The 22,860-nt window shown below is 50.8% G+C and carries 19 protein-coding genes; 7 read left to right on the forward strand and 12 right to left on the reverse strand.

Features of this window, described 5'->3' with window-relative positions; genetic code table 11:
* Positions 1-23: 23 nt before the first annotated feature.
* From ACS5WU_RS08070 to ACS5WU_RS08085, 4 genes are all read right to left on the reverse strand, one after another.
* On the reverse strand, positions 24-2,150 hold the full coding sequence (locus tag ACS5WU_RS08070) for a M13 family metallopeptidase (protein WP_465089084.1): 2,127 nt from the start codon (positions 2,148-2,150) through the stop codon (positions 24-26).
* Positions 2,151-2,227: 77 nt separating this feature from the next.
* Positions 2,228-3,043, reverse strand: coding sequence for a LytTR family DNA-binding domain-containing protein (locus tag ACS5WU_RS08075; protein WP_302760316.1), 816 nt, complete (start codon positions 3,041-3,043; stop codon positions 2,228-2,230).
* A 235-nt stretch (positions 3,044-3,278) separates the two neighbouring features.
* On the reverse strand, positions 3,279-6,389 hold the full coding sequence (ileS, locus tag ACS5WU_RS08080; RefSeq protein WP_302760317.1) for an isoleucine--tRNA ligase: 3,111 nt from the start codon (positions 6,387-6,389) through the stop codon (positions 3,279-3,281).
* 380 nt (positions 6,390-6,769) lie between these two features.
* Positions 6,770-7,570, reverse strand: coding sequence for an IclR family transcriptional regulator (locus tag ACS5WU_RS08085; protein ID WP_082103441.1), 801 nt, complete (start codon positions 7,568-7,570; stop codon positions 6,770-6,772).
* A gap of 138 nt (positions 7,571-7,708) precedes the next feature.
* Here ACS5WU_RS08085 and ACS5WU_RS08090 point away from each other — a divergent pair, with 138 nt between their 5' ends.
* Both ACS5WU_RS08090 and ACS5WU_RS08095 read left to right on the forward strand, forming a co-directional pair.
* Positions 7,709-9,127: a four-carbon acid sugar kinase family protein gene (locus ACS5WU_RS08090; protein WP_302760318.1), complete on the forward strand. Its 1,419-nt coding sequence runs from the start codon at positions 7,709-7,711 to the stop codon at positions 9,125-9,127.
* A gap of 18 nt (positions 9,128-9,145) precedes the next feature.
* A complete protein-coding gene (locus tag ACS5WU_RS08095; RefSeq protein ID WP_302760319.1) occupies positions 9,146-9,805 on the forward strand; it encodes an aspartate/glutamate racemase family protein in 660 nt (219 codons plus the stop codon).
* Positions 9,806-9,862: 57 nt separating this feature from the next.
* Here ACS5WU_RS08095 and ACS5WU_RS08100 read toward each other — a convergent pair whose 3' ends face one another.
* Positions 9,863-10,429, reverse strand: a complete 567-nt coding sequence (locus tag ACS5WU_RS08100) for a DUF3795 domain-containing protein (protein WP_302760320.1) — start codon at positions 10,427-10,429, stop codon at positions 9,863-9,865.
* A gap of 57 nt (positions 10,430-10,486) precedes the next feature.
* Positions 10,487-11,803, reverse strand: a complete 1,317-nt coding sequence (locus ACS5WU_RS08105) for a replication-associated recombination protein A (RefSeq protein WP_046443280.1) — start codon at positions 11,801-11,803, stop codon at positions 10,487-10,489.
* A 183-nt stretch (positions 11,804-11,986) separates the two neighbouring features.
* Between ACS5WU_RS08105 and serC the strand changes: the two genes are divergently transcribed.
* Genes serC through ACS5WU_RS08120 form a run of 3 tightly spaced genes read left to right on the forward strand, consistent with a single transcriptional unit; the run spans position 11,987 to position 14,473 of the window.
* Positions 11,987-13,069: a 3-phosphoserine/phosphohydroxythreonine transaminase gene (gene serC / locus ACS5WU_RS08110; protein ID WP_046443281.1), complete on the forward strand. Its 1,083-nt coding sequence runs from the start codon at positions 11,987-11,989 to the stop codon at positions 13,067-13,069.
* Positions 13,070-13,079: 10 nt separating this feature from the next.
* The gene (locus ACS5WU_RS08115; protein ID WP_046443282.1) at positions 13,080-14,249 is read left to right on the forward strand and encodes a phosphoglycerate dehydrogenase; all 1,170 of its coding nucleotides are present in this window, start codon (positions 13,080-13,082) and stop codon (positions 14,247-14,249) included.
* 14 nt (positions 14,250-14,263) lie between these two features.
* Positions 14,264-14,473, forward strand: a complete 210-nt coding sequence (locus ACS5WU_RS08120) for a hypothetical protein (protein WP_046443283.1) — start codon at positions 14,264-14,266, stop codon at positions 14,471-14,473.
* Positions 14,474-14,538: 65 nt separating this feature from the next.
* Here ACS5WU_RS08120 and ACS5WU_RS08125 read toward each other — a convergent pair whose 3' ends face one another.
* From ACS5WU_RS08125 to ACS5WU_RS08135, 3 genes are all read right to left on the reverse strand, one after another.
* A complete protein-coding gene (locus tag ACS5WU_RS08125) occupies positions 14,539-15,225 on the reverse strand; it encodes a DUF308 domain-containing protein (protein WP_302760321.1) in 687 nt (228 codons plus the stop codon).
* A complete protein-coding gene (locus ACS5WU_RS08130; RefSeq protein WP_302760322.1) occupies positions 15,173-17,416 on the reverse strand; it encodes a penicillin-binding transpeptidase domain-containing protein in 2,244 nt (747 codons plus the stop codon). The genes ACS5WU_RS08125 and ACS5WU_RS08130 overlap by 53 nt, the downstream gene beginning before the upstream one ends.
* A gap of 111 nt (positions 17,417-17,527) precedes the next feature.
* Positions 17,528-17,650, reverse strand: a complete 123-nt coding sequence (locus ACS5WU_RS08135; RefSeq protein ID WP_465089085.1) for a hypothetical protein — start codon at positions 17,648-17,650, stop codon at positions 17,528-17,530.
* A 34-nt stretch (positions 17,651-17,684) separates the two neighbouring features.
* Here ACS5WU_RS08135 and ACS5WU_RS08140 point away from each other — a divergent pair, with 34 nt between their 5' ends.
* A complete protein-coding gene (locus ACS5WU_RS08140; RefSeq protein WP_302760323.1) occupies positions 17,685-19,109 on the forward strand; it encodes a 3D domain-containing protein in 1,425 nt (474 codons plus the stop codon).
* A gap of 126 nt (positions 19,110-19,235) precedes the next feature.
* Positions 19,236-20,078, forward strand: coding sequence for a 16S rRNA (adenine(1518)-N(6)/adenine(1519)-N(6))-dimethyltransferase RsmA (gene rsmA / locus ACS5WU_RS08145; protein WP_302760324.1), 843 nt, complete (start codon positions 19,236-19,238; stop codon positions 20,076-20,078).
* 92 nt (positions 20,079-20,170) lie between these two features.
* Here the strand turns inward: rsmA and ACS5WU_RS08150 are convergent, their stop codons facing one another.
* The 3 genes from ACS5WU_RS08150 to spo0A all read right to left on the reverse strand — a co-directional run bounded on the left by ACS5WU_RS08150 (position 20,171) and on the right by spo0A (position 22,751).
* Entirely contained in the window at positions 20,171-21,238 is a 1,068-nt protein-coding gene (locus ACS5WU_RS08150; protein WP_302760325.1) for an HAAS signaling domain-containing protein, read from the reverse strand.
* Complete coding sequence (locus ACS5WU_RS08155; protein ID WP_046443288.1) at positions 21,231-21,581, reverse strand: PadR family transcriptional regulator; 351 nt, start codon at positions 21,579-21,581, stop codon at positions 21,231-21,233. Before ACS5WU_RS08155 ends, ACS5WU_RS08150 begins: the two co-directional genes overlap by 8 nt.
* 396 nt (positions 21,582-21,977) lie before the next feature.
* Positions 21,978-22,751 carry a sporulation transcription factor Spo0A gene (spo0A, locus tag ACS5WU_RS08160; RefSeq protein ID WP_046443289.1) on the reverse strand — a complete coding sequence of 258 codons (774 nt, stop codon included), beginning with the start codon at positions 22,749-22,751 and terminating at the stop codon, positions 21,978-21,980.
* Positions 22,752-22,860: the final 109 nt, after the last annotated feature.

A 22,860-nucleotide genomic window follows, 5' to 3' on the forward strand; every position in this document is an offset into this window, starting at 1 on the left:
TTTCGTTTTTTTCGCCGGCTTTCTTACCAAACGGAGAGCCTTTCCTCCGGCGCGAGGTACATCCCGTCGCCCTCCTCTACGCCGAACGCATCGTAAAACTCCTGAAACTGCTGCACGTTCACATTTGCGCGCAGATAGCCCGGCGCGTGCGTGTCAGTTTGCAGCATATATTCCGCAGTCTCCTCCGATTCCTGCAATTTCCACACCTTTGCCCAGCTTTCAAAAAATGTTTGGTAATCGAAGCCGTCCATGCCCTTTGCGAGCTCGAGCATGCAGGACATCCCGCCGAGGTCGGCCACCGTCTCGCCGATGGTATAGTCTCCGTCGATATATTTTCCGGGAAGCACCTCGATGCTCGCGTAATACGCGCCCACCTTGTCCGTGCGTTCCTTGAATGCCGCGCGGTCTTCATCCGTCCACCAGTTGGAGAGGTTTCCGTCCTTATCGTAAAGGCTTCCCATGTTGGAGTCGAACCCGTGCGTGATTTCGTGCCCGATGACGATACCGAGCGAGCCCATCTGCTGCTCGACCGTTCCGTCCGGATCATAAAAATCCCCGCCCAAAATGCCCGCCGGGATATTGATGGAATTATCCGTCGGCTGGTAAAAAGCGTTTACTTCCTGCGGAGAGGTCATCCACAGGTCCTTATCGATCTCCGCCTTTGCCTTGTCCACCTTCTCCGACATACTTTTTTCCCGCACCGCGAGCATGTCGTCTATGATCCCGCCATCCTCCGGCAGCGCATAATCCGAATAATCGTACAGCGACCAGTCGTCCGGATAAGCCACGCGCACCTTGAGCGTATCGAGCTTTTCGAGCGCCTTCGCTTTGGTTTCATCGCCCAGCCATTCGTTTTCTTCAAGCCTTTGCCGGAACACCGCCACGGCGTCGTTCACCAGCTCCGTCACGTCCTGCTTGGTCTCTTCCGTCACATAGTTCTCCGCGTACAGCTTGCCAATCGCCATATCGAACGTTGTGGAGCACGCCTGGTAGGCAAGCTGCTCCACCGGCAGCTCTATCTGCGTGCTCCCCATTCTCGCGCCGCTGTATTCCGTCATGATATCAAGGCATTCCTGATCGAGCATTCCCGCCACGCCTGTCAGCGTCTGATAAATCAGCCACGCCTTGAACGCCTCCAGATTCTCCTCCGTATACAACCCGTTCATCTTCGCGAGCCATTCAGGCTCGGTCAGGATGAAGCGGTCGATGCCGCCGTCCGTATAGGGCTTCAGAATTTCCATGAGCGGGAAATCGGGCGACATCTCCGCAAGCTCCGCCGCGCTCTTCGGGTTATAGGCCTTGTCGCGTATGTCAGCGGAAGCTCCCTCCGCGTTCCCGATCGACGCCTGCGCGATCTCCGTCTCAAGGGCAAAGAACGCTTCCCAAAGGCCTGCCGCTTCTTCTTCCGAATATCCTGCGCGGGCAAGCAGCTTTTTGAGCATCACTTCCTCCGCGTCTTTTGTCCGCTGCCCTACGTCCGTTATGCTTTTATATTCGTCCGCATCCGAGAGCGCGAAGCCTGACGGCCCGATGTAAACGGTATTCTTCGTGCTGTCCTTCCAATCCGCCGCGATATCCGCTTTCACCGGCGCGCCCGCGAGGTTCCCCCAGTCCGCAAGGTATGCTGTCAAATCGTCCAGCGTTTCAATCGCTTCGATTTCCCCGAGCAGCGGCAAAACCGGCTCCATGCCGAGGGCATTGCGGCTTTCCATATCCACATAGTCGTTATAAAATTCCCGCACGAGCTGCGCCTCATGGCTCGTCTGCGACTCGTCTGTGATGAGCGCCATGACCTGCGCCATCACTTCATTGCTGCGCTCGGTAAAGGTGCTTGCCTGCATCTGCGTGCCAAGCTCCGTCCCTGCCATCCATTCCTGATTGACCGCCGCATTGAAATCGTCTTTTGGATCTGTCTTGGTGTCCGCCGTCACATTCCCGGAAATATCCGAATTAGTCCACGCCGCGCCCGGCGCGTTTTCTTCCGCTCCGGCTTGCGCGCTCCCCTCTGCCGACGCGGACGGGGCCGCGCTATTCTCCGCCTGCGGCTGCACGCTGCACGCCGTCGCAAACAGCAGGGCAGCCGCAAGCAAAATTACTAAAATCCGTTTGGCTATTTTCAATGTTTTGTCCTCCTCGTTCTTCCCATCCAAATAAAAAGCCCTCCGATTCGTCCGCAGGAAACTGGCTGGCAGGCTCCATGCGCACAGTTAAGCTGCGGAATACATCCTCAGCCTTTCTTTTCCTTTTTCCCTATGATGTTCGTAATGTCGTCCCGTATTTGAGTGTAGCGCATTTTGGGCACCGGAAGCTCCTCCCCCGTTATCAGCGTCAGCTTATACCGCTCAATTTTCGCCACATAATCGCAGTTGATGAAGTAACTCCTGTGCAGCCGGTAAAAATGAGACGGCAACTCCGCTTCCAGCTCCTTGATGGAAGCCTGCACCTGCCTGTGCTCGTTTACCAAATACAGTATGCTTTCCCGTTCCAGCGCCTGAATATACTGAATCATTCCCGTATCTACAAAGCAGAGCGAACCGTTTGTCTTTACCGCAAGCCGCCGGTTATTGTTTTCCCCGCTCTCTTTCAGCAGACGCTGCACATACCGGTAAGTCTGTTTTGTAACCTGTACGGGAAAGACTTCCTCTCCCACCAGCTCGCTGTATTCATTGGAGACGTGCATGTGGTACAGGCGGTATCCGCCCGTTTCCTTCCGGTAGCAAAACGTCAGTCTTTGCTTCGCCGTACAGATCATATCCGCCTGCCCGGAAGCATAGAGCGTATATCCGCCAAGCACCATCAGCTGGTCTTCGCTTCCCGTTTCGATCTGCCGGAAACTCGATTCTTCCAGCTCAAAGGGCGGCATAATAAAGCCGTTTTGAAACTGCGCCTTGATCGCTTCCGCACCCGAAACGAGAAGATTGCCTATGCCCAGCCAAACGCAGTCGCTGGCCAGTACGTCAAACAGCGGCCCTGTATTCAGATGGTAATATTCCCTGATGATATACAGGGTATCTTCACATACGGTTTCTTTTTTGACTTCCATAAAAACGGTCCGAATACACTTTTTTTCTTTTATTATTATATTGATTTTGAAAATATTGTCCATTAAATTACATGAATCGGGTATATATCGTGTTGAATATGCAATTCTGTTTTTTTGTGCCTCTTAATAAGCTGCGCCGTTCCGCCGTAAATGCGTATTCCGGTATCTGAAAGCAAAAAAAAGGGCGTTATTCCTAACGCCCTTTTTTCTTACCGGATGCTTTTTCCATTATAACTCACGCTTTTTTCACGCCCAGCACGACTTTCTCGCCATTGATATTCCATTCCTTTTCATAGCCTTCCGCACTGCCATACTGCACGCCCAGCGCAAGCACCTCTTTTTCGATCTGGTCTTCGTTGTTCTGGACGATTACCGTAATCTTTTCATTGTCCTTCACATACAGTTCGATTTTATCTGTGACTTCGAATCCGGCTTCTTTACGCATTGTCTGTATCTTGCTGATCAGCTCGCGCACATTGCCCTCCTCGATAAGCTCCGGCGTTAACGCCGTATCGATAATCACCGCAAAATCCCCGCTTGTTTCCGCTACAAAGCCTTCGCGCTGCGCAGGCTCGATCAAAATATCCTCTTCCATAAGCGTAACGGGCATTTCGTCTACGCGGAATTCATAAGGCTTGCCGCCTCTCACCGTGCTCACTACAAGCATTCCGTCAGCCTGCGCCAGATGTTGGCGAATGCCGTTAAGCAGCTTACCGTATTTCGGCCCAAGCGTACGCATCTGCGGTTTTACATTGTAGGTAATGTATTCCGCCGCGGCCGCGCCCAATTCTACCTCTTTTGCATTCAACTCCCCGCGGATAACCTCCAGAAACGTTTCATCCAGATGGTCGATACCGCTCACATAAATTTTGCCGATCGGCTGCCGGTTTTTGATGTTCGCTGTATTGCGGCATGCGCGCCCCAGATTGACGACGTTCAGGACTGCGTCCATGTCGCGTTCAAGCTGCGCATCCATCAGAGCCGCATCCGCTTCCGGCCACCTCGTCAGGTGCACCGACTGCGGCGCGTTCCTGTCATTCGTGCGCACAAGGTTCTGGTAAATGCTTTCCGTCATAAACGGCGTAAACGGCGCAAGCAATCTTGCCATTGTTTCAAGCACAGTATACAGCGTCATAAACGCGTCTACTTTATCCTGCTCCATCCCGCTTCCCCAGAAACGGTCTCTGCAGCGGCGCACATACCAGTTGGAAAGCTCGTCCACAAACTTATTCAGCTCGCGCGACGGCTCCACGATACGGTAATTGTCAAGATCGTCCGTTACCGTTTTTACAAGCGAATTCAGGCGCGACAGCACCCATTTATCCATGATATTTTTGGGTTCTAACGTATATTTCGTCGGGTCAAAGCTGTCGATGTCCGCATACAGGATATAGAACGCATAGGTGTTCCATAGCGTACCCATAAACTTACGCTGCATCTCGCTCACCGCTTCGTCGTAAAAGCGCGAGGGCAGCCACGGCGCGCTCGCCGAATAGAAATACCACCGGACCGCGTCTGCGCCCTGCCTGTCCAGCACGCTCCACGGATCGACGACATTTCCTTTATGCTTGCTCATCTTCTGCCCGTCCTTGTCCTGCACGTGTCCAAGCACAATACAGTTTTCAAACGGAGCCTTGTCAAAAATCAGCGTTCCGATCGCAAGCAGCGTATAGAACCACCCGCGCGTCTGGTCGACCGCCTCGCTGATGAAATTTGCCGGGAAATGGCTTTCGAATTCCTCTTTGTTTTCAAAGGGATAGTGCCACTGTGCAAACGGCATGGAGCCGCTGTCGTACCAGCAGTCGATCACTTCTGGCACGCGGTGCATGCTGCCCCCGCACACCGGACATTTTAACGTAATCGGATCGAGGAACGGCTTGTGCAGCTCGATATCCTCAGATACTTCCTGTTCCGCCATGTCCCTAAGCTCCTGCCTCGAGCCGACCACATGGATTTCGCCACAGTCGCACACCCAGACAGGCAACGGCGTTCCCCAATAACGCTCGCGGGAAATTCCCCAGTCGATGACGTTTTCAAGGAAGTTGCCCATCCGTCCGTCCCGAATATTTTCAGGCAGCCAGTTGACGCTGGCATTGTTTTTCAGCAGGTTATCCCGCAGCTCGGTCATCTTGATAAACCATGTGCTGCGCGCGTAATAGATAAGGGGCGTATCGCAGCGCCAGCAGAACGGATAGCTATGCTCGTACGGCATCTCCGCAAACAGCAGCCCGCGCTCCTTCAAATCTTCAGTGATCAGCTTGTCCGCTTTTTTCACAAATACGCCCGGCCATTTGGTTTCCTCGCTCATCGTGCCGTCCGGCTTTACGAGCTGCACGAACGGAAGCCCGTATTTCCTGCCAACATTCGCATCGTCCTCACCGAACGCGGGCGCGATATGTACGATACCGCTGCCATCCGTCAGGGTAACATAAGTGTCGCACGTGATATACCATGCCTTTTCATCCGTACGCGCAAAATCGAAAAGCGGTTCATATTCCTTATATTCAAGCTCCTTGCCCGTAAACTTGCTGACGATATGTGCGTCCTCACCCAAAAGCTGCTCGCACAGCGCCTTTGCAAGGTAATACTGGTCGTTGTTCTTATCCTGCGCAAGCACGTATTCCTCGTTTGGGTTTACGCACAGCGCGACGTTGGACGGGAGCGTCCACGGGGTGGTCGTCCACGCTAGGAAATACGCATCTTCGTTTTTTACCTTGAAACGCACAAAGATAGAAGTTTCCTTCACGTCCTTATAACCCTGCGCCACCTCGTGCGAGGAAAGCGCCGTCCCGCAGCGCGGGCAGTACGGGACGATTTTATGTCCCTTATAAAGCAAATCCTTTTTGGCAATTTCCTTCAAAGACCACCATACGGATTCAATATAATCATTATCATAGGTAATGTATGGATCTTCCATATCCGCCCAGTAACCCACGCGGTCGGACATCTTTTCCCACTCGCCCTTGTATTTCCACACGGACTCCTTACATTTCTGGATAAACGGCTCCACGCCATATTCTTCGATCTGCTCTTTTCCGTCCAAGCCGAGCATTTTTTCCACCTCGAGCTCCACCGGCAGCCCATGCGTGTCCCATCCCGCCTTGCGCAGCACGTTATAGCCCTGCATGGTTTTATAGCGCGGAATCAGGTCCTTGATGCAGCGCGTGAGGATATGCCCTATATGCGGCTTTCCGTTTGCCGTTGGCGGCCCGTCGTAAAAGGTAAACTCAGGATTTCCCCTGTTCTCCTCCATGCTCTTTTCAAAGATCTTGTTCTCGTGCCAGAAATCAAGGATTTCCAGCTCGCGTTCGTTGAATTTTAAATCGGTGGGAACTTTCTTATACATCGTAAACTCCTTATTTTATAGCCGTTTTTCACGGTTTTGCTTTCAATTTGTCTTTTTCCGGCAGGCATGCGCCGCATCAAAAAAAGCCTTCCTCCTGCATCAGGACGAAAGCTCGCGGTACCACCTGAATTCTTTCCTGCTATTTACCACAGAAAAGCACTCCTCCCCGCTGTAACGCGCGGGACGCGCGGCGTTTAGCAAACACGTGATAATCCAAAATGGCGTTGCCGCGGGTCTTCCACCCTCTCCCGCTCGCTTCGTGGGCCACCATAAAGGACGTTTGTCGGTTCTGCGCCGATCTATTTCCAGTTTTTACCATTATATTGCATATAATCCGCTTTGTAAAGACTTTCAGGGCAGGTAAACAATTCCTTTTTCCCTCACCCGCGCTTCAGCGCCGCCGAAATCCGCTTTGCCGCCTGTGCGAGCACCGCCTTAAACTGCTCCTGCCTCTCGGGCGGGCAGGGGCGCAGCGTCGTGACGCTGATTCCCGCTTCTGCGATTCCCCCGGCGGAAAACACAGGGTATGCAATACAAAACATATCCTTATGATATTCCCCGTCGTCCACGGCATATCCCTGCTCCGCAACCGCGCCCAGCTCTTCCAAAAGCCCCTCCTGCGTGCAGATTGTGGTATCCGTATACTTCACATAATCCAGTCTGGGCACAATACCCTGCTGCTCGCGCAAAGGGCGAAACGCCAGAATTGCTTTGCCGATCGCGCTCGCATGAAGGGATTTGCTGCTGCCGATCGGCGACAGGCCCTGCAGCGCCTTTGCGTTTCCATCAAGCCGGTATACGTGCGTCATCTCCATGTGGTTGCTCGAAAGCATGCCAAGATTGATCGTTTCACACAGCTGTCCCGCGGCCCACTCCATATGTTCACGCGCTACGTTTACAAGGCTGTGATCTTTTGACATATGATAGGAAATCGAATAGAACTTCATGCCCAGGCGGTAAAGCCGCGTTTTGGGATCGTATTCAATATAATCCATATGCAGCATCGTATTCAAGAGCCGGTGCACACGCGCCGTATCGAGTCCCAGCGCCTGTGCAATATCCTTCACGCGCGACCAGTCCTTCCCCGTCAGATAATCAATGATTTCAAGCGCATGGTAAACCGACTGATTCAGCCCCGCTTTGTCCCTGCCTGTCATTTGTGTCGTCCCTCTCTTTGCCATGTGTGCATTCACAGCCTCTTTTTTTCTCTATCATATCTGAAAAAAAACAATTTGACAATCGCTTATTTAGGTTTTATCATTAGAATTAATAATCATATTTTAAAACAAATGTTCAAATATTGAAATTTAGAGGTCCTTATGAAACCAGATTTTTGCAGTATCCCCCCACGCAAACCGGGCAGTGCCGATCTGGCGCTCGAAATTGCCCTGAGCCGCCAAAACAATAAAATTATCGTTTTGGACGACGATCCAACCGGCACGCAGACTGTGCACGATATTCCTGTTTTTACGAGCTATGACGAGCAGAGTGTGAAGGCCGGCATGCAGGCTGAACAAAATCTGTTTTTCCTGCTCACCAATTCACGCAGCTTTTCCGCGGATAAAACTGCGCGTGAGCACCGTAAAATTGCACAGAACATCTGTAGCGCCGCGCGCGCGGCGCGCACCGGTTTTTTGATCATCAGCCGTGGGGATTCCACCCTGCGCGGGCACTGGCCCCTTGAGACCGCCACGCTCAAAGCAGAGCTTGCCAAAAGCGGATATGCCGTGGACGGCGAAATCATCTGTCCTTTTTTTCCTGAAGGCGGGCGTGTTACAGCGGGCGATATCCACTATGTAAAGCAAGGGGACGATTATATTCCCGCAGGTGAAACGGAGTTTGCAAAGGATGCGACGTTTGGCTACCGTTCCTCCAATCTCAAGGATTGGATAGAGGAAAAAACGCAGGGCAAGATCCGCGCTGCGGATGTTTCCAGCGTGTCGCTTGAAGAGCTGCGCGGCAATCTTGACGCGGTGCAAAATAAACTTTTGAATTTAAACGGCGGCGTCATGGTCGTCAATGCCGTGGAATATTCCGATCTTGAGGTTTTTGTGATCGCCCTGTGCGGAGCGCTCGGGCAGGGAAAACGCTTTTTGTTTCGAAGCGCCGCAGCGTTGCCACGCGTGCTGGGAGGCGTTAGCGCAAAGTCTTTTTTGCAGGGAGAAGAATTGCGCGGCGATTCCTCCCATGGCGGGCTTGTGATCGTCGGCTCCCATGTGGCGCGCTCGACACAGCAGCTAAACAACCTGCTTGAGCTCGACGGCCTGTGCCCGATCGAACTCGATACGGACCTCGCGCTCTCGCCCGGTCTTTTGGCTGCTGAAATCAGGCGGGCTTCCAGGGCAGCGGAAAAGGCAATCTTTTCCGGCGAGACCGTTGTGCTTTATACAAAGCGCAAACTGCTCGATCCAATCGGAATGTCTCCTGAAGAAAAACTCGCGCTTTCCGTTCGTATCGCAAACGCAGTAACAGAAACCGTACGGCGCATCTCCGTACGGCCTTCCTTTATTATCGCAAAGGGCGGCATCACAAGCAGCGAGATCGCCACAAACGCACTCGGCGCAAAGCGCGCATGGGTTTTGGGACAGGCCGCGGCAGGCATACCCGTATGGAAGCTCGGTCCGGAAAGCCGGTATTCAGGCCTGCCATATATCATCTTCCCCGGAAATGTAGGGGAACCGGATACGCTCAAAAACATCGTTTCCGGGATCATGGAAACTCAAACAATACAAAAATAGTAAACGGGAGACAAATCAATGGGTAAATCAATCGCAATCGTTCAAACGAGCGCCGTTTCTTCAACGGAGCTTTCCGCGCTGTGCAAGGAAATCATTCCAGACGTCAAGGTCTGGGAGATCATCGACAACAGCCTGATCGCCGAGGTCAACGCAAACGGAGGCGTTACAAAGGCAGTGCGGCGCAGGCTGCTTTCCTATTATGAAAACGCGCAGTCGCTTGGCGTGGACGCAATCTTAAACCAATGCTCGTCAGTAAGCGAGGTCGCAGAGGATTTCAAAAAGCTGATCGACATCCCTATTGTAAAAATCGACGAAGCAATGGCGCGCGAAGCGGTACGACTGGGTAAAAAAATCGGCGTAATCGCCACGGTGGAAACCACTCTGGGCCCCAGCTGCAGCCTCATCGAAAATGCGGCAAAGCAAGCCGGTAAGGAAATCGAGATCGTCCGTTACCTCGTGGAGGGCGCGATGATGATACTCATCGAGCAGGGCGATAAGGAGCGCCACAACGCAATGGTGCTCGGGGAAGTGGAACGCGCCGCACGCGAATGCGACGTCGTTGTTTTGGCGCAGGGCAGCATGACCGTCCTTTTGCCGCTTCTTACCCATATTAAAACGCCCGTACTTTCAAGCCCCCGTATGGGTATCGAATACCTTAAAGAAGTCCTTGGAGAATAACCGTTCTCCGGTTGCCGGACAAAAGAGCAAAAAAGCCGGACGTTTTGTCCGGCTTTTTCAATGCTTCTTTTTTCGCAGCTTCAGTTCCATATTCCGCTTTTTTGCCATGTCCTCAAACAGCCTGACTGCAACGGCCGCGTTCTCCTTTACGGTGTTGCCCGGCTTTTCTTCCTGTTTCAACTGCGCCATCAGTTCCCTGACGTCCTGCAATTCCAATAAATTGACCGCAAGGCAAAAGAAACTTTTTTTGCGTCCGTCGTTATACTGTTCCAGCAGTTCCTCCAGAATCGCGACTTTCTCATCGAGCTCCGCCTGATACGCACTGAGCCCGCTTTTCCTGATTCTCTCAAAATTTTCCCGCATATTCCGGTGCGTGATAAACGAGTCGCTATCCTGCGCGCCGTCAAATTTCCCACACGGGTATTCCCTGCAAAGGCAGCAATATTCGATTCCGCCGTTCCGCTTATTGCAGCTGAGCACCCCGCAGGAGGGACGCTTTGCAAAAAAATCTTCCCCGCCGCAGCCCGGGCAGCGCGACGCGCCGTCCGTATGAAAACGCGGGCAAAGGCCGCAATTCAGCCCACACGCCGATAATCGTGGATATGCTCTTTTACCGCCCTGCATACTTTCAGTTCCCTTCGCATTGTTTTTATTTGTACCAAATAAAATTTTGCTGTCGTTTTATTCCGGCTTTTTTTCCTTGCCTGTAAACCGCCGGTACTCATGTACCTTCTGTTCATAGCCCTGCATGGAGGGCTTGTAGAATACCGTTCCTTTGAGCTCGTCCGGCAGATATTGCTGCTGCACATAATGCCTTGGATAATCGTGGGCGTATTTATATTGTTTGCCCTTTTGCTCGTGCTTTGCCTTTTCAAAGTTTGTATCCTGCAAATGAGCGGGCACATTCTGCCGCTTTACCTCTCTGGCTGCACGCGCAGCGGAATCCACCGCGAGCAGCACGCTGTTGCTCTTTGGCGACTCGCACAGGTAGATGATCGCCTGGGCGATATTGAGCCGCGCTTCCGGCATTCCGTTGAAGTCAAGCGCCTGCATGGCAGCGACGCACTGGTTCAGGACGCTTGGGTTGGCAAGCCCCACATCTTCGGAGGCATGCGCGATCATACGGCGCACAGGCACACGCGGATCCACGCCCGCGTAAATCATGCGTGCAAACCAGAACAGCGCCGCGTCGCTGTCGCTGCCGCGCAGCGATTTACAAAATGCGGACAGCATATCGTAATATTCGTTGTCGTCCATACGCACCGCGCGCTGCTGGATCGACTGTTCTGCGATTTCAAGCGTGATATGCACCTTTCCCTTTTTATCCGGCTTTGTGGTCAGCACCGCAAGCTCGAGCGCGTTAAGCGCGCTCCTGATATCGCCGTTCGAAACCGAAGCCCAATGCTCTACCGCATCCTCGTCAAGCGTAAGGTCCATATTGCCAAAGCCATTTTCCTGATCCTCCGCCGCACGGTATACGGCTTTTTTTACATCCTCTTCCGTCAGCCCGTAAAACTCAAACAAGCGGCAGCGCGAGACGATAGCGCTTGTCATTGCAGCCATGGGGTTTTCGGTGGTGGAACCAATCAGCTTGATAACACCGCTTTCCATTGCAGGCAATACGCTGTCTGACTGCGATTTGGACCAGCGGTGGCACTCGTCGAGCAGCAAAAAGCTTTCCCTGCCATACATCTTGAGGTTGCTTTCCGCCTCGTCGATTACCTCGCGCACGTCCTTTACGCCGCTCGTTACAGCGTTCAGCTTATAAAAATCGCTGCCCGTGGTCTGCGCGATGATCGCGGCAAGCGTGCTTTTTCCGCAGCCCGGCGGGCCCCAGAAAATACACGAGCCAAGCTTATCCGCCTCGATCGCCCGGCGCAGCAGAGTGTTTTTCCCCACGATATGCTCCTGCCCCAAAAATTCATCCAGCGTCTTTGGACGCATCCTGTCTGCAAGGGGCGCATTTTTCTTTAAGTTTCCAGAAAACAAATCTTCCATGGATTTCCTCTTTTTCGATCATATAGTTTCTACTATATTATATACCATTCCCGTTACAAAAGCAGTCAATTCAGGCTTAATTTTAATCCGATCTTTCGATCCGGTGTGAATTTTATTGAAAACAAAGCCTTTCCGTATTATAATTGTATCTGTATTTACATACATTTTAGGAGGATTCGACCAATGGAAAGAGTGTATAATTTTTCGGCGGGCCCTGCGTGCCTGCCAATCGAGGTTTTAAAGCAAGCCCAGGACGATTTCATTTCGTATGGCAACAGCGGTATGAACGTCATGGAGATGAGCCACCGTTCCAAAGAGTATCAGGACATTATCGATACGGCGGAGGCTGATCTGCGTGATCTGATGAATATTCCGGACAATTACAGCGTGCTGTTTCTTCAGGGCGGCGCTTCTTTGCAGTTTGCAATGGTTCCTTTGAACCTGATGACAAAATATAAAAAAGCGCATTTTGTCAAAACAGGGCAGTGGGCAAAAAAGGCCATCGAACAAGCCAAAAAGTTTGGCGAGGCAAATGTCGTGGCGTCTTCTGAAGATAAAACGTTCTCGTACATTCCGCAGCTTAATGCCGATATGTTCACACCGGACGCAGACTATGTGCATATCACATCCAATAATACCATTTATGGAACCAGGTTCACAAAGCTTCCCCCTGTGGGAGACCTTCCGCTCGTTTCCGATATGTCCTCCTGTATTCTTTCCGAAGAAATCAACGTTGCGGATTATGCCCTGATTTATGCGGGCGCACAGAAAAACATCGGCCCTGCTGGCGTTACGATCGTCATCATCCGCAACGACCTCATTGGCCATGCGCCGGACAGCGTGCCTACAATGCTTAATTATAAGACCTATGCGGATAACGGCTCTATGTTCAACACGCCTCCGACCTATGCGATTTATATTGCAGGCCTTGTGTTCAAGCATTTAAAGAAGCTTGGCGGCGTGGGTGAAATGGAAAAAATCAACAAGGAAAAGGCTGCCATGCTTTATGAATTTATTGATAATTCGCCACTGTTCCAGGCAACGGTAGAACCAAAATACCGTTCGCTGATGAACGTACCGTTTATTACGGGCAGCGAGGAGCTCGACAAGGAGTTTGTGGCGGGCGCCAAAAAAGCGGGCCTTGTCAATCTTAAGGGCCACCGCAGCGTAGGCGGTATGCGCGCCAGCATCTACAACGCAATGCCTGAGAGCGGCGTGCGTGAGCTGATCGCCTATATGGCTAAATTCGAAGCGGAGCATAAATAAGGAGTTTATTATGGTTAATATTAAAAAGCTGAATAAAATATCGCCTGTGATCTATGACTTCCTCCCCAAGGAAAAATACAACGTATCTTCCCATTTGGAGGATAGTGAGAGCGACGCGTTCATTGTACGCAGCGCAGATTGCCACGGCATGGAATTTACGGAAGACGTCCTCGCGATTGCACGCGCGGGAGCAGGCACCAACAATATCCCGATCGATAAATGCACCGATCAGGGCATCGTTGTATTTAATACGCCGGGCGCAAACGCCAACGGGGTAAAGGAGCTTGTGCTTGGCTGCATGATCGCCGCGTCGCGCAACCTTCCTGAGGCATACGACTGGGTAAAAACGCTCAGCGGACAGGGAGACGAGGTTCCGAAGCTTGTGGAAAAGGGCAAAGGGCAGTTCGTCGGCGGCGAGCTCAAGGGCAAGACGCTTGGCGTCATCGGCCTTGGGGCCATCGGCATCATGGTTGCCAACGCCGCTTCTGCGATTGGCATGAATGTAATCGGCTACGATCCGTTCCTTTCCGTAGATAAAGCATGGACGATTTCCATGTATACGCATAAGGCTGAAAAGCTTGATGAGCTTTTGGAAAAATCCGATTTCATTACACTGCATATTCCGCAAAATGATAAGACCAAAGGATTTTTGAGCACGCCCGAGTTCTCTAAAATGAAGGACGGCGTGATCATCCTCAATTTTGCGCGCGGCGGGCTCGTCAAAACAACTTCCCTGTTTGACGCAATCGAAAGCGGAAAGGTTAAAAAATATGTGACCGATTTCCCGGATGCGGATACGCTTTGCCATCCGAACGTGCTGGCGATCCCGCACCTTGGAGCGTCTACACCCGAAAGTGAGGAAAACTGCGCGGTTATGGCTGCACAGCAACTGCGTGATTTTATCGAGACAGGATCGATTGTCAATTCCGTTAATATGCCGGAATGTATTATCCCGCCGTCCGATACGGTGCGCCTGACCATCCTGCATAAAAATTCGCCGAATATGGTAGGGCAGATTACCAATAAAATTGCAAGCTACGAGCTTAATATTGCGGACATGGCAAATAAATCACGCGGGGATATCGCTTACACTGTTATGAACCTTGACCATGAAATTTCCGCCGACGCGATCGCGGAGCTGTCTCAAATTGAAGGCGTGATCAAAGTTCGCGTGCTGTAGACCGGGTATCGCTTATGACAGATAAAAAATGGGGTATTATCCTCATCATCACCAGTATTGTCCTTGTCACCGCGATTTCGCTGTTGTTCTTCACAGTGAAGGCGCCGGATATGCCGGAAGGTACCAAGTGGGGCTTTCGTATCTTTGCAATCGCGGCATGTGCCGCACAATTTATTGTATTCATGATGTTTGCAAAGTCCTATAAAAAGAATAAAAAATGGTAATCAAAAACGCGGATGATGTCATCCGCGTTTTTTGTAATATAAAGGCAAAACCCTCTTCCCGCCGTTTATTCGCCGTCCTTTTTATCATCCTCGTGGAGTTTTTCCTCGAAACGGTAAAAATCCGCGTTTTCCTCCGCGGCAATCTCTTCATCGGTGAGGGGCCTCCTGTTTGCAACGAACATATCGCTTAAAATAACCAGCCCGTAAATGATGGAAAATACTGCGATCAGTATGCCGATCGTATTCATCGCGATAATCCACTGCAACACCACCAGAAGAACGCCGCCAATGATGGAAATTACGCCGATTCCAACGTTTCTTTTCCATCCCTGCTTTGCATTCTTTTTTGCGTCGGCGCCTTCCATAATGCGCATCACGCCCAAAAGCACCAGCCAGATTGCCACAAGTACCGGCAGGAAAAGCACAATCGCTTTATCAAATACCAAAATCAAAATTCCAAGCAGGATATTCACGATTGCAATCAGCGCGTCAATCGACAGAAAGGCCTTTCGCGAACTTCCCAAAAAGCGAAAGACAAGCTGCAATGCTCCAGCGGCCACCAGCGCTACCGCCGCTACCCTGACTGCCACAACCACCGTAATAACCGGTGCGGCGAGCATCAGGCACCCAACTGCCAGCAAAAGAATGCCCAGTATGATCTTCACGATCCGATCCAGCTTATTCGTCTTCATCATTTCCTCACTCGCCCTGCGTACCGGAATCTCCTGCATCTCCGCCGGTAGTATCATCATCCTGCGTGCCGGAGTCATCGCCGCTGCCGGAAGTCGGCCCCGGTGTTACCGTCTGCAGAGCGGCGTCATAGCTTTCTTCGTCCACCAGCCCGCGAAGGATTGCAAGCTTGGGCACATTCCCTTCGTTGACTGCGGTTTCCACAACTACAAGGTACAGCTTTCCATCGTCCTCGTTGAGCGCAATTACCCAGTTCACTTCACGCTTCAGGCTGTTTTCACCAACCTGCGCCGTTCCGGTTTTTCCATATATATTAAACTTGTTACCCAATAATGCGTTATAGCCTGTACCGTCGACCATAACGCGCCGAAGTGCGGGCTTTTCAATATCGATGACATTTTGGCTCATCGTGTTTTCCTTGTAATAACTGACCTGCTTCTCCTCCACTGTCGTCTCATTTTCATTTTCATCGATTGTAAAGGTTCGGCTTACAAGCGTCGGATTTACCATATTGCCGTTGTTTTCCAGTGCCGTATACATCGTTGCAAGCTGGAGCGGGCTGATTACAAGCTGCCCTGTTCCATAGCCTGTACGCGCGAGCCAGTCGAGCCAGTCTATGCTCTCCTCATCACCGCTGACCATGCTTGACGCTTTGACCGGAAGGTCAAACGCCGGCGGTTCTCCACCGATGCCAATGCTCTCAAGATAGGACTTAAACGGCTCAAGCGTTGTTTGCAGCGCATAATACGCAAAGTAAATGTTATCCGAAGACTTCATCGCCATTTCGTAAGTCCCCGGGGATTTTGCCACATCCTTTGAATAAATCGCTCCGGAATGCCAGCCTTCGATGTCCGGCGTCCAGCTATAGGAGCCGGTTTCATTCCCCTCGGAATGCGGCGGTGTTTTTTTGATCGGCGGCACGGAATCCGCGTTCAGTACCCCGGCATTGATCGCGGGCACAGAAGAAAACGGCTTGAAAGCCGAACCCGGCATAAATGTCGATTGTGTCGCGCGGTTTAAAAGCGGATTCCCGCTGTCTTCATTGCTGTAATAATCCCATACGGCAGGATCGAGGGGAAAGTTAAACAAATTATTGTCAAAGGACGGATACGACACCATGGATTCCACAGCGCCGGTCGCGTAATCCATGACAATGACCGCGCCGCCTTCGTCGTCCTTGAGATTTGCCGCCATCAGCGTATACGCCTTCTGCTGCGTTCTGGAATCGATGCTCAGCTGCACGTTCGTTCCGTCCGTCTTGCTGTCCTCGTACAATATTTCCTTTTGATTGCCCTTCTCGTCCTCGATATAAATGATACGCCCGTCTTTGCCGCGCAGGGTTTGCTCCAGCTGCTGCTCCAGACCGGCCTTTCCCACGCTGGAATTTTCTGTGATCGTATCGTCCTGTTCGAGCTGTTCCTCCGAGGGCGATCCCATATATCCAATGATATGCGCCGCGTCGTCCTTATAAGGATAATAGCGGATTGGCGAAAGCCTTTCCTCGTCAACCCCAAGTCCGTTAACCTCTGATATCGCCTGCTTCTGCTCGTCGGTCAATGTGTTTTTGGGATAGGTGAGCAACACTTCCAGTGGATAACCTTTTTCTACGGCATTATCGTATTTCTTCTGGATTTTTTCCGCATCCGCTGAAAAATTTGCGGTCAGGAAGCTTTTCACCTCTTCAATATCAGGATTTTTTTCCAGATCAAGGTAAACGCTCTGTGCATAATCGTTTTTTGCCAGCACCGCGCCGTCCGCGGAAAAGATCTCTCCGCGCGCCCCGGTCTGCGAAGCGGTACGAACCTTATCTCCCTCCTCGAGCGTGGGAAGGATCAGGCTCGGCGTATACAGGATCGAATATCCCTGCGGGCCGGATACGATATCCGCAGTATAGTCATAAGTGACGTCGCCCAAAAGATCGCTGGAAAACTGTAGCGTATAGGCGAGCGTGTAATCCGTTTCGGACTGTTTTTCCACCACCTGGCGGCCAATAAGCTTTACGTCTGTAAACTCAAGCGCTTCATAGATATTATTGAAGCGGGCCGTAAACTGGTCGCGCGTCTTAACGTCCGACGTCAATACATACACATAGTCAAACGCCCCGGAATAATCCTTTGCAACAAGCTTATTCACAAAGGAATTTGCAACGCTCTCCGCGCTTTCCGTGATGGACGAGCAGCCCGTCAGCAACGAAGCGCCCAAAGTCAGAATAAAAATTGCTACTATTATATAGGTAAGAACTCTTTTTTTCATAGATACCTTCAATTCAGATTTATTGTTGCCTGCATAACTATTTGAGCTGCTGCAATAATTATCATGATTATACTATTATTTCAAAAAAATTGCAAAACCGTCACAATTTATTTATAATTTTAAAACCCTCATTTTTTGCGGCTTTTCAGGCGTTTCATCCCCCATTTCCCGGTATAAAACAGGCTGGAAAATTGACTTTTCCTCCATTTTGGGATATAATACGTATACTTTCATGACAGGTCATGAAATTTTTGGAGGTTAGATACATATGCCAATCGGTAAAAAGAAAAAGGATGTAACGCTTCATCCGGATACGAAGTATCAGGACATTCTCTATACCGCAAAAAAATATTCCAGCACGGAAGACGAGCTTCCCGTGCCCACGCGGGCCGGAAGAAGGCGCCGCAGGAACAGGAGCAAGCTGGAGTCCCTGTTTTCCTCTATCAGCCTGTTTCATGTTGGGCGTCCAAAAAACAGCAGTGTAAAGTCGCGCCGGAAGGGCATTCCGGCGGAATCCCTTTCCTCTTCAAACGGAAGAACCGGCAAGGTGATCCTTCCGTCTGACGGCGGCAACCGTTCTTCCAGAAAAGGCGGCTTTTTTAAGGATAATTTTTTCCGCACAACCGCACTTGCGTGCATCGCGGTCGCTCTTGTTTCTGCGATTGCGATTCCAACCACATTTGCAAAACCAACGACACAAATTACCCTCAACGACAATGGGCGCATTTTATCGGCGTCCACTTCCGCGCGTACTGTGGGTGAGTTTTTAGAAGATAATAATGTTGAGCTTGGAGCAGACGACGTGCTCGAAGCCGAGCTTTCCGATCCGATTTCCGAAGACCAGGAGATCATTATCCGCCGTGCGATGCCCCTCACCGTGAGGAGCAACGGCCAGGAAATTGTGGTTAGCATGCTTGCAGGTACCGTGCAGGAGGCGCTTGATAAAGCCGGCGTTGTGCCCGGTCCGGACGACGAGGTTTATCCCTCTGCCGATTCCTTTATCTCGCCCGGTATGACGATCGACCACATCATTGTGACGACCGGTACGCGTACGGAGGAGCAGCCGATTGCGTTTGAAAACAAAACGCAGGAGGATTCAAAGCTTGCGAAAGGAAAAACGCAGATCGTGCAGGAAGGCCAGGAAGGCACCCTGCAAATTACCTATAAGCAGTTGTTTAAAAACGGCGTGCTGATTTCTGAGGACGACGTTTCAAGGGATGTAATCAAGGAACCTGTAGACCAGATCATGTCTGTAGGCACCTACGTAGAACCCGAACCGGAGCCGAAAAAGGAAACGACCAAAAAGAGCACCTCAAGCAGCTCGAGTTCAAGCAAAAAGAGCAGCTCTTCCAATAAGGGTTCGTCTTCCAGCGGCAGCTCCAGCTCAGGCAACAGCGATCCTGATCTTGGCGGAAAGACCGCAAGGAATATGCAGGTGACCGCTTATTGCTCGTACTGCAACAGCGGAAACCGTACTGCATCCGGGACGTATCCGCGCGCAGGCGTTACGATTGCGTGTAACTCGTTGCCAATGGGCACAAGAGTCTATATTCCGGGCTTTGGCACAGGCATCGTTGAGGATACGGGCGGTATGGGCGGAAACGTAATCGACGTTTACCTTGGAGACCAGCCCAACGACGACGCGTGCAACGCATGGGGCCGCAAGAACCTGACGGTTTACATCTTAGGTTAGAACGCACAAGGCTGCGCCCCGTCCGGTAAAAGTCGTGCAGGGACAGTCCTTTTGATACGACGCATGAGAGACGGCGGGATAATCCCGCCGTTTTTTGTACACACGACGCTATTTGGAGAAACGCCCATGAAGGTCACTTCCCCGCGTGAGATATCGCAGCTACTGAAAGAAAACAATTTATCCCCATTGAAAAAATTTGGGCAGAATTTTCTGTGTGATGAAAATATCGTTCAAAAAATTGCGGACAGCATCGGCCTTACGGATAAGGATTATGTCCTTGAAATCGGCACCGGGCTCGGCGCGCTTACGCAGGCGCTTGCCGCCCGCGCCAAAAAAGTCGTTTCCGTGGAGATCGATAAAGGCCTTCTCGCTTTACACGCGCAGACGCTTGCGGGTTTTGACAACGTCACCGTGCTGGAAGGCGATATCCTGAAATGCGACCTTTCCCAAATCTGCCGTGAGCAATTTGAGGGGAAGCCTTTTCACGTATGCGGGAATTTGCCTTACTATATCACCAGTAAAATATTGATGCAGGTCCTCGAGTCGGATGCGCCGGCGCTCAGTATTACAGCAATGGTGCAGAAGGAAGTCGCCGAGCGGCTCAGCGCACGTCCCGGCGATACGGATTACGGTGCGCTTACCGCTTCATGCAACTATTATACGCAGCCTGCGCTCCTGTTCACCGTCTCCCGTAACTGCTTTTATCCTGCGCCGGACGTGGATTCCGCCATTTTGCGGCTGGACCTTACCCACCCCTGCTTCGACCTTCCGCGCGAACAGTACGCAGCCGTGGTGCGTGCGGCGTTCGCCATGCGCCGGAAAACGATCTTCAACAACTTAAAGGAATTCTGCGGGAACCAAAAAGCGGTTTTAGCGCTCGATTCCTGTAAAATAGATCCTAAAACACGCGCGCAGGATCTTTCGCCGGAAGATTTTTGCTGCCTTGCAGCATCAATTTTTCAAGATTGACGCTTTCCATACAGAAAAATTGCGATGTCTGTTTTTTAAATCAGATTACAGCTACAAAAAAACGGCGCAGATTGCGCCGCTTTTTTTGATATTTACGATCTTCCGTACCGGATTCCTTTATAGAGCGACACCGCGCTGTCCAGAACAAACGCAAAGATCAGAATACAGCCAAAGTAGCTTGTAAAATAGCCCCAGAACACACCTATCTGAGCCGCCGGGAAGTCCGCAAACGCCCCGAAGGCCGCAACCTGCTGTATCAGGTTCTGATTCCAGACCGCCGGATTGAAAAAGACAATACACGACAAAACAAGCGCCGCCACATTCAGGATCGCAGTCGCAACCCCCAGCATAACGGTATGCCGCCCAACCATAACGCGCATCACCTCACGCACAATGCCCAGCAGGAAACAGACATTCAGCAGGGGCATCACTGTTTTGAGTATTTCGAGGTCAAACAGGGGAATCACGCGCAGCGTTCCGTTATCCGATAGAAAAATCCCCATCAGGAATGGTACAAAGTTAAACAGGATAATAACCGCCACCGTGAAAATGATTCCCGCGATGGATTCCCCTTTTTTGAGGACTGCTTTTTCAGTTGGTACAGGCATGTCTTTCAGATCCTGCGGTTTCCACGCGCTGTTCACCGCCCCCGTAATATCTACCTTGAGCGCGCAATGCTCGATAATCACAAAAATGAGCGTTACCCATGCAAATCCCTGAATCAATCCCATCATCACGCCTGCAACCGCATTTCCAATCCCCGACGCGATCATGCCGATCATCTGTGCCTGATCCTGCGCTGAAGGCGCTTCAACCGCCCATACCGCGCCCTGAACGATAGAGGCAATTACCATCCCAACTGTCACGGCAATCAGCACGATCTTCAAAACAAACCAGTACTGCTCATAATACGCAGGGCCTATCAGGTATTTCTTGGAATCGCGGTATTTTCCTGCGAGCGCAAACGGCGAGCCAAGCTCCTTTAAAACCTCCTCCGCATTTTCCTGCTCTGTTCTTCCGTTGTCCGCACGTTCTTCCATCATGTCGTCAATCAGGGTTCGCAGCTCCCTGCTGATGTCTTCGCGCTGCGACTGCGGCAACCTGCGTACCACGTCGTACACATACCGCTCTATCATCTCCCGCATGGTCATTTCACTCATTTTCCTGCCCTCCGTCCGTCATCCGTGCGATCGTCTGTGCCAATTCCTTCCATTGAAGGAGCAGCTTTTTATAAACCTCGCCGCCCATTTGCGTGATCACATAATATTTTCGCGGTTTTGCTCCGCCCGTCTCCCATTCGCTTTTCAAAAGCCCCTGCTTTTCGAGCCTTCTCAGCAATGGATATAAGGTGCCGGCTTCGGTCGGCATCCCCGCTTCATTGAGCCGCTGTACCAACGAATAGCCATATCGCGGTTCTTCCAGCTGGCTTAGTACGCCCATTACAATCGTTCCCCGCCGCAGCTCCTGTAGCAATCCGTTCAGGATTTCTTCTGCCGTATCCATTTGCCCGCCTCCATTTAACATACTGTGTGTCGTACACTATATTTGCATTATACTGTGCGCCGCACACTATTGTCAAGTGCACAGTATAAAAAATAGCTTGCCGCGCAGGTTTCTATCCTGACACAGCAAGCTAAAAAAAGAATATATATCCAATATTATTGTATTTTTATTACTTTTTATACATTTTTTTCTAAAAGAATAACTGCCCCTGAAACTCAATTATTCATTAAGAAATCCCCATTATTCATCCCTTTATCCACGTTTTCCACAAAGTCATGCACAAAAGGGCAATGCCGCCCTGTTTTGTAACCGGGTTTTCCACAATGTTATCCACGTTTTCCACATTTATACATTTTGTGAAACAATCCTGTGAAACAGAAATCATGAATATTTATTCTAAGCTTCATCATCGCTGATCAGCTTATCCGCGAGCAGGGCAATAAATTCTCCGTTTGTCGGCTTTTGCTTGCTTCCGCCCACCGGGAACCCAAGTACAGCGCTTACATTTTTCATTTTATCCCTGTCGTACATGACCTCAATGGTGTGCCGGATCGCCAGTTCCACCTTTGTCGCCGTTACATGGAAATGCTCTGCAATTTCAGGATACAGGCGTTTTGTAATACTGTATATAATCATCCTGTCTTCCACAGTCATCTTCACGGCTTCCTTCAAATACTGGTATCCTTTGAGATGCGGCGGTACGCCGATTTTTAAAAACAGGTCTGCAACGCGCTGTTCCAGGCTTACCTTCCCTTTGATCACAATTCCTGCTGTCTGGGTTGCGCCCCGCAGGCTCAGCACATCCCATATCCTGCGGTAAAGCACGTCGTTTTGATACGGCTTAACCATATAGTACTTTGCACCCATATCAAATGCTTTTTTGATAACGTCCTCGCTGCTGATTGCCGACACTACAATCGTATCAGGAATTTTTGGCATGTGCTCGTTGTGCAGTTTTTCCAAAAAACTAAAACCGTCATGCCCAGGCATCACAAGATCTACAATCGCCACATCATAGGGGTGGACGTTGCAATATTCCATCGCTTCCCTCACCGAACCGGCACAGTCTACGTGCTCAATATCCTCCCGTGTTGCCAGGTAGGATTCCAGAGAATGCGATATTGTTCCATCGTCATCGATTACCAGAACATCGATAGCATTTTTATCCATGGTTATTTCTCCTTTTCTATCATCTTTCGATATCTTATATATAAATATATTCATTAAAATTTTAAAATATTCCATTTTTCATTAATTTTTTTTAGAAAACTTTTATTTT

The sequence above is a fragment of the Christensenella sp. KGMB01412 genome, from assembly GCF_055522415.1.

Bases quoted from the DNA above. Each gene is read 5' to 3' on its own strand.
- ACS5WU_RS08075 (WP_302760316.1), bottom strand. From the start codon at position 3,043: ATGGAAGTCAAAAAAGAAACCGTATGTGAAGATACCCTGTATATCATC.
- ileS (WP_302760317.1), bottom strand. From the start codon at position 6,389: ATGTATAAGAAAGTTCCCACCGATTTAAAATTCAACGAACGCGAGCTG.
- ACS5WU_RS08085 (WP_082103441.1), bottom strand. From the start codon at position 7,570: ATGGCAAAGAGAGGGACGACACAAATGACAGGCAGGGACAAAGCGGGG.
- ACS5WU_RS08090 (WP_302760318.1), top strand. From the start codon at position 7,709: ATGAAACCAGATTTTTGCAGTATCCCCCCACGCAAACCGGGCAGTGCC.
- ACS5WU_RS08095 (WP_302760319.1), top strand. From the start codon at position 9,146: ATGGGTAAATCAATCGCAATCGTTCAAACGAGCGCCGTTTCTTCAACG.
- ACS5WU_RS08100 (WP_302760320.1), bottom strand. From the start codon at position 10,429: ATGCAGGGCGGTAAAAGAGCATATCCACGATTATCGGCGTGTGGGCTG.
- ACS5WU_RS08105 (WP_046443280.1), bottom strand. From the start codon at position 11,803: ATGGAAGATTTGTTTTCTGGAAACTTAAAGAAAAATGCGCCCCTTGCA.
- serC (WP_046443281.1), top strand. From the start codon at position 11,987: ATGGAAAGAGTGTATAATTTTTCGGCGGGCCCTGCGTGCCTGCCAATC.
- ACS5WU_RS08115 (WP_046443282.1), top strand. From the start codon at position 13,080: ATGGTTAATATTAAAAAGCTGAATAAAATATCGCCTGTGATCTATGAC.
- ACS5WU_RS08120 (WP_046443283.1), top strand. From the start codon at position 14,264: ATGACAGATAAAAAATGGGGTATTATCCTCATCATCACCAGTATTGTC.
- ACS5WU_RS08125 (WP_302760321.1), bottom strand. From the start codon at position 15,225: ATGATGATACTACCGGCGGAGATGCAGGAGATTCCGGTACGCAGGGCG.
- ACS5WU_RS08130 (WP_302760322.1), bottom strand. From the start codon at position 17,416: ATGAAAAAAAGAGTTCTTACCTATATAATAGTAGCAATTTTTATTCTG.
- ACS5WU_RS08135 (WP_465089085.1), bottom strand. From the start codon at position 17,650: ATGAAAGTATACGTATTATATCCCAAAATGGAGGAAAAGTCAATTTTC.
- ACS5WU_RS08140 (WP_302760323.1), top strand. From the start codon at position 17,685: ATGCCAATCGGTAAAAAGAAAAAGGATGTAACGCTTCATCCGGATACG.
- rsmA (WP_302760324.1), top strand. From the start codon at position 19,236: ATGAAGGTCACTTCCCCGCGTGAGATATCGCAGCTACTGAAAGAAAAC.
- ACS5WU_RS08150 (WP_302760325.1), bottom strand. From the start codon at position 21,238: ATGAGTGAAATGACCATGCGGGAGATGATAGAGCGGTATGTGTACGAC.
- ACS5WU_RS08155 (WP_046443288.1), bottom strand. From the start codon at position 21,581: ATGGATACGGCAGAAGAAATCCTGAACGGATTGCTACAGGAGCTGCGG.
- spo0A (WP_046443289.1), bottom strand. From the start codon at position 22,751: ATGGATAAAAATGCTATCGATGTTCTGGTAATCGATGACGATGGAACA.